General features: G+C 56.2%; 12 protein-coding genes. All 12 read right to left on the bottom strand.

From position 1 onward, the window contains the following. Positions 1-1,028: tRNA lysidine(34) synthetase TilS (tilS, locus tag B3Z49_RS18350; protein WP_296993461.1), on the bottom strand; the 1,028-nt coding region annotated here is incomplete at its 3' end. 20 nt (positions 1,029-1,048) lie between these two features. Further along, positions 1,049-2,101, bottom strand: coding sequence for a tol-pal system protein YbgF (ybgF, locus tag B3Z49_RS18345; protein ID WP_120225390.1), 1,053 nt, complete (start codon positions 2,099-2,101; stop codon positions 1,049-1,051). 153 nt (positions 2,102-2,254) lie between these two features. Beyond that, on the bottom strand, positions 2,255-2,749 hold the full coding sequence (gene pal / locus B3Z49_RS18340) for a peptidoglycan-associated lipoprotein Pal (RefSeq protein WP_008891382.1): 495 nt from the start codon (positions 2,747-2,749) through the stop codon (positions 2,255-2,257). A 129-nt stretch (positions 2,750-2,878) separates the two neighbouring features. Then, positions 2,879-4,249, bottom strand: a complete 1,371-nt coding sequence (tolB, locus tag B3Z49_RS18335) for a Tol-Pal system beta propeller repeat protein TolB (RefSeq protein ID WP_063087186.1) — start codon at positions 4,247-4,249, stop codon at positions 2,879-2,881. A 41-nt stretch (positions 4,250-4,290) separates the two neighbouring features. Beyond that, complete coding sequence (locus B3Z49_RS18330; RefSeq protein ID WP_064780635.1) at positions 4,291-5,235, bottom strand: hypothetical protein; 945 nt, start codon at positions 5,233-5,235, stop codon at positions 4,291-4,293. A 7-nt stretch (positions 5,236-5,242) separates the two neighbouring features. Beyond that, positions 5,243-5,695, bottom strand: a complete 453-nt coding sequence (gene tolR / locus B3Z49_RS18325) for a protein TolR (RefSeq protein ID WP_040824151.1) — start codon at positions 5,693-5,695, stop codon at positions 5,243-5,245. Between the two features lie 2 nt (positions 5,696-5,697). Then, on the bottom strand, positions 5,698-6,429 hold the full coding sequence (tolQ, locus tag B3Z49_RS18320) for a protein TolQ (RefSeq protein WP_008891378.1): 732 nt from the start codon (positions 6,427-6,429) through the stop codon (positions 5,698-5,700). 7 nt (positions 6,430-6,436) lie between these two features. Beyond that, on the bottom strand, positions 6,437-6,898 hold the full coding sequence (locus B3Z49_RS18315; protein WP_296993446.1) for a YbgC/FadM family acyl-CoA thioesterase: 462 nt from the start codon (positions 6,896-6,898) through the stop codon (positions 6,437-6,439). Beyond that, the gene (gene ruvB, locus B3Z49_RS18310) at positions 6,898-7,959 is read right to left on the bottom strand and encodes a Holliday junction branch migration DNA helicase RuvB (protein WP_296993443.1); all 1,062 of its coding nucleotides are present in this window, start codon (positions 7,957-7,959) and stop codon (positions 6,898-6,900) included. The genes B3Z49_RS18315 and ruvB overlap by 1 nt, the downstream gene beginning before the upstream one ends. Next, entirely contained in the window at positions 7,956-8,651 is a 696-nt protein-coding gene (ruvA, locus tag B3Z49_RS18305; RefSeq protein ID WP_296993441.1) for a Holliday junction branch migration protein RuvA, read from the bottom strand. The genes ruvB and ruvA overlap by 4 nt, the downstream gene beginning before the upstream one ends. After that, on the bottom strand, positions 8,648-9,178 hold the full coding sequence (gene ruvC / locus B3Z49_RS18300; RefSeq protein WP_296993439.1) for a crossover junction endodeoxyribonuclease RuvC: 531 nt from the start codon (positions 9,176-9,178) through the stop codon (positions 8,648-8,650). The genes ruvA and ruvC overlap by 4 nt, the downstream gene beginning before the upstream one ends. Before the next feature lie 81 nt (positions 9,179-9,259). Further along, on the bottom strand, positions 9,260-10,006 hold the full coding sequence (locus tag B3Z49_RS18295) for a YebC/PmpR family DNA-binding transcriptional regulator (RefSeq protein WP_296993438.1): 747 nt from the start codon (positions 10,004-10,006) through the stop codon (positions 9,260-9,262). Positions 10,007-10,244 lie beyond the last annotated feature (238 nt).

Below are 10,244 nucleotides of genomic sequence, written 5' to 3'. Positions count from 1 at the left end.
GGATCCTGCGCCATTCGACCAAATTCGCGATAAACGCAGATCCCGCCTTTCCGACCGTGCAAGACGCAGCCGCCCAAACTGATGCGGGATGTTTTATCCGCACCAAGGCGATCCAGCGCACCGCGCAGTTTATCCAGTGCAGGCATATATCCTGCGCCCCCCACCGTACGCACCACCTGCCCCAGCGCATGGATCGCAGCGTTGCGATCTGTTTTCTGATCCAGCCGCACATCCGGCTTAAGGATCGCAACCCCGTTCGCATGCAGGGTTACTGCCCCGGCCAGCAATCGGCCAATGCCCGTTTCAAGGGCGCGGCGCGCCGATGCATCGGCGGTTATATCGGGCGGGTGTGATGCCCCCGCCGCAAACGCCTTGCGCACGCGCACGCGCTCGAACTTTTCGTCGATGTTGGAAGGATCTTCGATCCACGCCTGCCCGCGTGCCGTCAGGGTCGCCACCAAGTCAGCCTTGGCAACGCCCAAAAGCGGACGCAGCACCCGGCCATGTCGCAGATAGCGCCGCGCAGACATGCCCGCCTGCCCAATCAGTGTCGTGCCGCGGTCCCGACGCATGGCAATGGTTTCGCGTTGGTCGCCTGCATGATGGGCAACCAATAGATGGAAAATGCCGGTATCACGCATCAGGTCATCAAAAATCTGATAGCGGGCCTGGCGCGCCTTTTCCTGCACGGCACCTTTTGGCTTTTCACCCTGCCAGTGTTTGGTGATGTGTTCGATGTTATGCTGGGCAAGTTCGGTAGCAACCCAGCGGGCCTCGTCAGAGGCTGCCTTGCGCAGACCATGATCAACCGTAACGGCGACCACGCGTCCGCCTTGTGCCTGACACCAGTCATGGGCTAGCAGTGCAAGTGCCATGCTGTCGGCCCCGCCCGAGACACCAACAAGGATTTCAGGGGCGGTTTCAAACGGGGTAAACGCCATCATCAGTCTATCAAAGACAACGGCGTCCAGTGGAGTTCCACCGGACGCCGTGTTTTGAATTTCTGATGTCGTAAGGTTGCCGATCATCGGTCTGTCATACGCAGGGTTTACTGCGGACATCCACGGTTCTGGCGTTCCTGACGGGCCCGATCCAGAACGACGTTCGAGGCGTTCGGGAAATTGTCGATCAGGTGGCCAAAGGCCGTGCAGGCATCTTCGTTCTTGCCAAGATTGGCCAGCGACATGCCGAGCTTCAGAAGGTTGTCTGGTGCCTTGGTGCTGTCGGGGTAGGTCTGGAAACCTTCGGTGAAGGCGATGGCAGCATTTTCATACTGGCCGCGCACGTAATAGGTTTCACCCAGCCAGTATTGCGCGTTACCCGCCAACGGATCGTTGGGATGGTTGCTGACGAAATTGCCCAGCGCCTGTTCGGCGGCCTGGAAATCCTGTTTGCGCAGAAGGCCAAAGGCCTCGCGATATTGTTCTTCAGGCGTGCCGGTGGTTGCCGCCGCACTCTGGGTTGGTGCGGATGCGCTGGATGCGGCAGTTCCGCTTGGAATTTGTGGCGGCTGGCCTTCGCTTTCAATCACGCCAAACAGCTGGGTACCGCGGTCATTCAGGGGCTCGCCCGAACTGGCAGTTGCCGCTGCACTGTTGGCGGCAGTGTTATTGGCGCCCTGTGCGGCCGTGCCCGCAGCAAGCGGTGCATTTGCCCCACCGGCATTTGCGCCACTTGTCGCAACGCCACCACTTTCAAGCTGATTGAGGCGGAAATCAATATCGGCCACCAGACGTTCCAGACGGTCTTCCATCTTGCGAATGCGGTAGTCGAATTCTTCAAGCTGACCGGTCAGTTGGGTGGTCGTGCGTTCCAGTGCGCTGATCTGGACCTGTTGGCGTGCGGCAGCCGGGGTTGCAGCCCCACCGCCATCACCAGACGAGACAGCAGCCTGTGCGGCGTCACCGGTGCCTTCGCGATAGACATAACGCTGCAAAAGATCGAGGTCCTTGCGCAATTGTTCTACCTGACGCGACATGTTGGCGTCTTGCGCGTGAACCGGTTGGGACCCGAGTGATGTCATGCCAAACACAGCTCCGACGGCAAGAGCCATCAGGATGTTGCGGTTCTTTGGCGAAATGGCGGATCGAACGCGGATCATTTTCGGGTCCTTTTTCGTCAATTCAGTCTTTGAAGGTTCACTATGGAAATACCTGTCGTGACTTTCAAACATTTTCAGGCGGCAAAAATAAGGCGCCTGCCCCAAACGGGACAGGCGCCTTGATCTTCAAGTCAGGCTTTCACCTGCACGCGCTTAACGGATAACCGATACAGAGCGGCGGTTTTTAGCCCAGCTTTCTTCGTCATGGCCAAGAGCAACCGGGCGCTCTTTACCATAAGAAATGGTCTCGATGCGCGACGGGTCGATGCCCAGAGCGATCAGGTAATCTTTGACCGAGTTCGCGCGGCGTTCGCCGAGTGCAAGGTTGTATTCACGGGTGCCGCGCTCGTCGGCATGACCTTCAACAACAACTTTGTACTGCGGATATTTCTTCAGCCAAGCAGCCTGCAGTTCGAGGGTGCGACGTGCTTCACCGGCAAGATCGTATTTGTCGAAACCAAAGAAGACGCGGTCACCAACGTTGACAGCGAACCACTCAGGGCTGCTTTCAGCCAAAGAAGTCGAAGTCGAGGCGCTGGAAGAAGTGCTTGCACCGTCGCCACCAGTGGTTGCCGTGCTATCAGGTGCAGTTTCACAAGCAGCCAGAAGAGCGGCAGCAGCAAAAACGCTCAGAATACGAAGTTTCATTTAAGTTTTCCCCTTAACACCGGACGCATTCGCCCGAGGTTGGTGTTTTCCATGTCTCGCGACACCGAAAATGCCCGCGATTAAAGCGAATCGCATTCAGTGCTTCGCGATGACTATACTCTTGAGATATCAGGGAATCAAGGGCGACCATGCAGGATCCGACCCATCCGCCGGTGTAACGATCTCTCGCTCGTTATAACCGGTAAGATCAATCGAATACAAACGATAGCGATCCTTGGTCCCGTCCCTGGACGGGTGCTGGCGGTAGTACATCAAAACTCGACCGTTCGGTGCCCATGTTGGTCCCTCAACGAGGTAACCCTCGGCCAGCAGCCTTTCTCCACTGCCGTCTGGCCGCATGACGCCGATATAATAACGACCTCCTTCGGATTTGGTGAATGCGATCAGGTCTCCGCGCGGCGACCAGACCGGTGTGGCATAACGTCCACCACCGAAGCTGATGCGCTGTACGCCCCCACCATCGGCATTCATCACATAAAGTTGTTGTGCCCCACTGCGGTCGGAGTTGAACGCAATGCGAGACCCGTCCGGAGAATAGGAAGGCGAGGTATCCACGGCCGGATGGCGCGTCAACTGACGCTTTTCACGCGTGCGCAGGTCCAGTCCATAAATTTCACTGTTCCCGTCAAGCGCTTGTGACATCACAACCGAGTTCCCGTCTGGCGCGAATCGGGGCGCAAAGGTCATCCCCGGAAAATCACCCAGCAATTCCAACTCACCGGTATCAATATCCAAAACATAAACGCGCGGCTTGTCGTTAAAGTACGACATATAAACCACTTCCTGTGCCGTCGGCGAGAAGCGCGGGTTCAGCACGAGGAACCGTCCATCAGACAGGAACCGATGGTTTGCACCGTCCTGATCCATGATGGCCAGTCGTTTGGTCCGGTTATCGGCCGGACCGGATTCCGAGACGTAGACAACGCGCGTATCGAAATAGCCGGTTTCACCGGTGATACGTTTGTAAATCTCGTCCGCAATCTTGTGAGCAATCCGACGCCAGTTGTTTGGCTGCGTACGATACGCAACGCCAGACATCTGGGTTTCAGCCAAAACATCCCAAAGGCGGAATTCAACACGCAGAAGACCATTTGGTTCGGTCACAACACGACCGTTCACCAGGGCCTGCGCATTGATGGCCCGCCATTCGGCAAAGTTCGGGTTCACCGCCAATGATGCAGCACTCTGAATGAATGCCTTTTCATCAATCGGTGCAAACAGGCCCGAACGTTCGAGATCTGCGGCAATCACCTGGGTCATGTTCTGACCGATCTCGGTTTCGGCAACGCCTTCGCCCGGGAAGCGGGTGACGGCAATTGGCATCGGTTTCAGTTCGCCCCGGGTAATATCAATCCGGAGTTCCGCCTTTGCCGGCGACATGAACCCGACATTCAGGCCAGCGACAACGGCAAGGGCGCACAGTGCCGCGACACTGCCTTTAGCCCAAAATCGTTTTATTGCGTTGGTCTTGATCGTCATCCTGCCTCGCTATTTTCCACGCGTGTTCAAGAACTTGGTCGTTAAAGGCCCAGCATTTCACGCATGTCAAAATTGAACGTGAATGTGCGCCACATTTCGTATTTATCCAGCGGCAGTTTTAGAGGACTGCATTGCGGATTTAGCACTGCTCGAAGCGCGCTTTCTGCAATCGTACGGCGGGAAGTGTCACCCTGGATTTCGTTCAGATTGCTAATCCGCGCCAAACGGACGGTTCCGTCCGGGTTTGCGCTGACATGAATTTCAACCGCAAAGTTGCCCGCTTCCTTGGCCCCGGCCGGGGGGCTCCAGCATTTTTCGATCTGACGTTTTACGGCATCAAGTTCGCTCATGGTCAGATTGGCATCAAGCCTGGTCGCGACAACCTCGCTGGCATTTTCTTCCGGCGTTTCGTCTGGCTGCTGCTCTGGTGTGGCTTCTGCCGTTTCCTTGAGCTTGCTGACATCCTTAAGAACGCTCATGAGATCGCGTTTTTTCGGCTCTTCCTTTTTCGGCTCCGGCTTTTTGACCGGTTCCGGTTTTGGCGGCGTCGGCTTGGATTCTGGCTTTACAGCGGCAAGCTCAGTCGGTTCCGGTTTTGGCTCCGGCTCTTTTTTAACGTCTGGCGTCGGAACCGGTTCCGGCTTTGGTGTCGGTTTTGGCTCAGGCTTGGGCTCTGGCTTGGGCTCCGGTTTTGGTTCGGGCTTCGGCTCAGGCTTAGGTTCCGGCTTTGGCTCCGGTTTCGGCTCAGGCTTCGGCTCTGGCTTGGGTTCCGGTTTCGGGGTCGGCTTTGGTTTCGGTTCCTCTTTGGGTTCCGGTTTTGGCAAAGCCTTGGTCGGGGCCGCGGAAAATTCGTCCACTGTCACGACTTCAACCGAAATGGACTGCAATTCCAACGGTGTTTCATCAAACAGATCGGGCAGCCCAAGCCACGCCACCAGAAACAGGACAGCGTGCAGACCAAGCGATATGAGAGCGTAACGCAGCATGATTCGTTTACGAACCCTTTGCCGGCAATTCGGCGATCAGGGCGACTTTGGTGAAACCGGCATCCTTGATCAGGCCCATGACTTCCATCACACGGCCATAATCAATTGTCTTGTCGCCGCGGACAAAGATGCGGGTATCGGCCTTGTTGTCGGTAATGGCGGCAAGCTTTTCGGTCAGGGTGTCCTGCGCGATTTCGCTATCCATGATGTAGATCGTGCCTTCGGCAGAGACCGACACCACCAGCGGCTCATCCTGGCCGGTCATCGGTGCGGCACTGGTTTCCGGCAGATCAACCTCGACCCCGACTGTCATCAGCGGCGCTGCGACCATGAAGATCACCAGCAACACCAGCATGACGTCGACCATCGGGGTGACGTTGATGTCACTCATCGCTGCCCGCCGGTTACTCCGGCGACCGCGACGGCGTCCTCCGCCTGATTTGGCAAGCTGTGCGCCCATAATCAGTCTCTCGTGTCGTCAAGTTGGCGCGAAAGGATCGAGGAGAACTCGTCCACGAAAGCTTCGAGGCGGTTGCTGTAACGGTTCAGGTCGCTGGAAATCTTGTTATAGGCAACCACAGCCGGGATCGCAGCAACAAGGCCCATGGCAGTTGCAAAAAGGGCCTCGGCAATACCCGGTGCGACAACCGCAAGCGAGGTGTTCTTTGATGCCGCGATCGACTGGAACGAAACCATAATGCCCCAGACCGTGCCGAACAGACCAACGAACGGTGCGGTCGAGCCAACAGACGCCAGGAAGGTCATATACCGTTCCACCCGGTCCATTTCGCGACCAAGGGTAATTTCCATGGATTTTTCAAGGCGCTGCTGAAGGCGGGCACGCATGGTGTCGCCATGGACACCCTTTGCGTTCGAACGACGCCATTCGCGCATGGCCGAAACAAAGATGGCTGACATCGGATCGCGCGGCTTGTCGGCAATCCGGTCATACAGATCTTCAAGTGATCCACCCGACCAGAAGGCTTCTTCGAAGGTGTTTGCCTGGGCGCGCAATTTGCGCAGTCGCAGGATTTTCTCGAAGACAATCGCCCAAACCCAGACAGAAGCCAGCAAAAGACCGATCATCACTGTTTTGACGACCAGTCCAGCCTGCATGAAAAGTCCCCACAGAGACATATCATGTGCCATGACCGACTGCCCCAGCGTTACCGCGTCGACCACTTGATTTTCCATATTCCCGTCAGTCCTTTGTCACATCAAGACAACTATTAAATACTGTTCTTAGTTCGTCGGGCAGACGTTGTGCCCGAAATTCTTCCAACGACATGCAGGCGAGATAAATCTCGATCACCACCAGTTCGTCGTCGCCCCGCATAATCTTTTGTTCAAAACCAAGCGATGCGCCCCCGACCTTGATCACCCGGCTTTCGACCGAAATACGGTCTTCCAAAAGTGCAGGACGTCGAAAGTCGAGCGTACACTGTCGAACGGCTATGGCAACTTTGTGGCGTTCTGCAATATTTCGATTGGTAAAGCCCAACAGGTTAAGCATCGCTGAACGTGCCCGTTCGGCGAATGCCAAATAGTCGGCGTGATAGACGACGCCACCGGCATCTGTGTTCTCGTAATAGACAATCAGCGGATAGATATGCCGCTTGCCTTCAAAGCGGCCAAGAATGGCGTCATGATCATTTTGGGCCATCAGGATTCTTCCCCCGCCTGCCCTTCAAACAGATCGGAAAGCGGCATCCCGCCCGCTTGGCGTGGCGGGGTCAGACCAAGATGCTTGAAGCCCTTAACGCCCAGCATGCGCCCGCGCGGGGTACGCTGGATCAGGCCCTGTTGCAGCAGATAAGGTTCGATCACGTCTTCAATGGTATCGCGCTCTTCGGACAGGGCGGCTGCCAAGGTATCGACCCCGACCGGACCACCGCCATAGTTGCTGGCGATACAATTAAGATATCGTCTGTCCTGGCTATCAAGACCAAGGTTATCGACTTCAAGCCGGGTCAGGGCCGCATCGGCAATGAATTTGTCGACCGGCGATTTTTCAGCCACGGCTGCGAAATCACGTACGCGACGCAACAAACGACCGGCGATACGCGGGGTGCCGCGTGAACGCCGGGCGATTTCCATCGCGCCTTCTTCGGTCATGTCGAAATTCAAAAGTCGTGCTCCACGGGCAACGATGCTGACCAGTTCTTCGGGCTCATAGAACCGAAGGCGCAGCGGAATACCAAAACGATCACGGAGCGGCGTGGTCAGAAGACCTGAACGCGTGGTGGCACCCACAAGCGTAAAGGGCGGCAAGTCAATCCGCACAGAGCGCGCAGCCGGCCCTTCGCCAATGATCAGGTCAAGCTGGAAGTCTTCCATTGCTGGATAAAGGATTTCCTCCACCGCCGGGTTCAGGCGATGGATTTCATCAATGAACAAAACATCGCGCGGCTGAAGATTGGTGAGAAGGGCTGCAAGATCACCGGCCTTGGCAATGACCGGGCCGGATGTTGCGCGAAAGCCAACACCGAGTTCACTGGCAACAATTTGCGACAGCGTGGTTTTGCCAAGCCCCGGCGGGCCAAAGAACAGGACATGGTCCATGGCTTCTTCGCGCGCACTGGCAGCCTTGATGAAGACATCAAGGTTTTCACGGACTTCTTTCTGGCCGGTAAAATCGTCAAGCCGACGGGGACGCAGCGATCCATCCTGATGATCTTCTTCGCGGCGCTCACCACTGAGCAGACGGTCTTCTTCTTCGCTCACGCGCTAAGCTCCTTTAGTCCCAGACGGATCAGGGTATCGATCGACTTGTCGTCGCCCGCCTGCTGGGCGGCCTTGCCCACCGCACCAAATGCTTCGGACCGGCCATAGCCAAGATTGACCAATGCCGATACCGCGTCTGCCAAAACGACGCTATCATCTACAACCGGTTCGGCTGGCGCTGTGTCGATGCTCACATCTTTGGTGGCCTTGGCTGATTTCTTGGTTTTCGCGGCTGGCTTTGCATCTTCGACGGCCGGGGCCGCCGGGGCCGCAACCGGGCCAAGGTTCAGTTTTGCGGCCTTGTCTTTCAGTTCGCCAACAATACGGGTTGCGACCTTGGGGCCGATTCCCGGCGCACGGCACAAGGCCGTGGTATCCTGGGCTGCCAGCGCACGCAAAAGGTCGGTCGGCGTCAATACTGACAACAATGCAAGCGCAACCTTTGCGCCCACCCCCTGTACGGTGGTCAGCAAGGAGAACCATTGTTTTTCGGCATTGTCGGCAAAGCCATAAAGATGAATGTGGTCTTCGCGCACATGGGTTTCGATCATCAAACCGGCATCTCCGCCCTTGGCTGGCAACATCGAAAGCGTGCGTCGAGATGCAAAGACCAGATAGCCAACACCGTTAACATCAAGGATGACACTGTCTTCGCCGATGAAATCCACAATTCCGCGCAGTTTGGCGATCACCTGTATTTTCTCCCGTTTCGTGTTGGCTGTGTTGCCATCGAATTGGCAAGCGACCGGTTCCCCGCATGTTGCGCATGGCAAATGGCAACCGCAAGGGCATCGGCAGCATCCGGTCCGGCAATGTCACATCCCGGAAGCAAGGTCGAAACCATCATTTCGACCTGTTGCTTGGCGGCATGACCGGCACCGACCACAGTCTTTTTGACGGCATTGGGTGTATATTCCGTTACCGGAATACCGTTGCGTGCGGGTGCCAGCAACGCAACACCACGTGCCTGCCCCAGTTTCAGGGTCGACACCGGGTTTTTGTTTACAAAGGTTTCTTCGACGGCGGCCTCGTCCGGGGTCCAGATCCTGATCACTTCGATCAGACCGGTATGGAGCTGATCGAGCCGTTCAGCAAGTGTAAGGGATTGGGTGGATGTCACCACACCGTTGGCGACATGACGCATGCGGTTGTTTTCAAGGTCAATGACCCCCCAACCGGTTCGTTGCAGACCGGGATCAATCCCGAGCACTCTGACCACTATACCCCCTAAAGAAAAGCGGATTTTAGATACAAAACACCCGCCATTCAAAAGCGAAAGGCGGGTGTTGGCAAATATTAATTAGTTGTCGAGGCCGGCAACGATTTCATCAGTCCAGTTAACGTTGGTCCAAACATTCTGGACGTCATCGTTATCTTCAAGCACATCAACAAGCTTCATGATGCTTTGCGCCTGATCAACCGTGATGTCAGCTTCGGTGGTGGCACGGAATACAAGCTTTGCGCTTTCCGGGTCGCCGAATTTCTCGGTCAGGGCTTCACGCACGGTATTCAGATCTTCGATCTCGGTGTCGATGATGTGGTTTTCTTCATCTGACTCTACATTGGCAGCACCGGCTTCAAGCGCAGCCTCGAAGATTTCATCGGCATCCGCTTTGTCGAGCGGATAAACAATTTCACCCAGACGGTTGAACATGAAACCAACCGAACCGGTTTCACCAAGGTTTCCACCATGTTTGGTAAAGGCCGCACGTACTTCGGATGCGGTACGGTTGCGGTTATCGGTCAGCGCTTCGACGATGACTGCGACACCGGCGGTACCGTAACCCTCGTAGCGGACTTCTTCATAATTGTCGCCCTCGCCGGCACCGGTCGCCTTTTTGATGGCACGATCGATGTTGTCCTTGGGCATGTTCTGTGCGCGGGCTGCCGCGATGGCGGCACGCAAACGCGGGTTGCTGTCGACATCGTCGCTGATTTTCGCTGCAACAGTGATCTCACGCGCGAGCTTGGTGAAAATCTTGGCGCGTTTTTTGTCCTGCGCACCTTTGCGGTGCATAATGTTCTTAAATTGGGAATGGCCGGCCATAACCTAAAACCTGTCGTCATTGAACTCATATCTGGAACGGTATCGGTTGATACCATGCCGGTCATACGGGCGTCATACGGGCGTCCCCTGGCAGACCAGCCCGTCCGGGCATGTGCAGGATGCCTCATTTACATCTGCGACACACGCGAACGAAAATTTCGTTCGCTCCTATATCCTGTTTGCCCTGCGAGGTCCAGCCATGCTTGGTATCACCCCGAATAACAGGCCACATTTGACA

Source organism: Thalassospira sp. UBA1131, from assembly GCF_002311515.1.
Classification (GTDB): domain Bacteria; phylum Pseudomonadota; class Alphaproteobacteria; order Rhodospirillales; family Thalassospiraceae; genus Thalassospira.
This window is presented reverse-complemented; position numbering and strand designations above follow the sequence as displayed.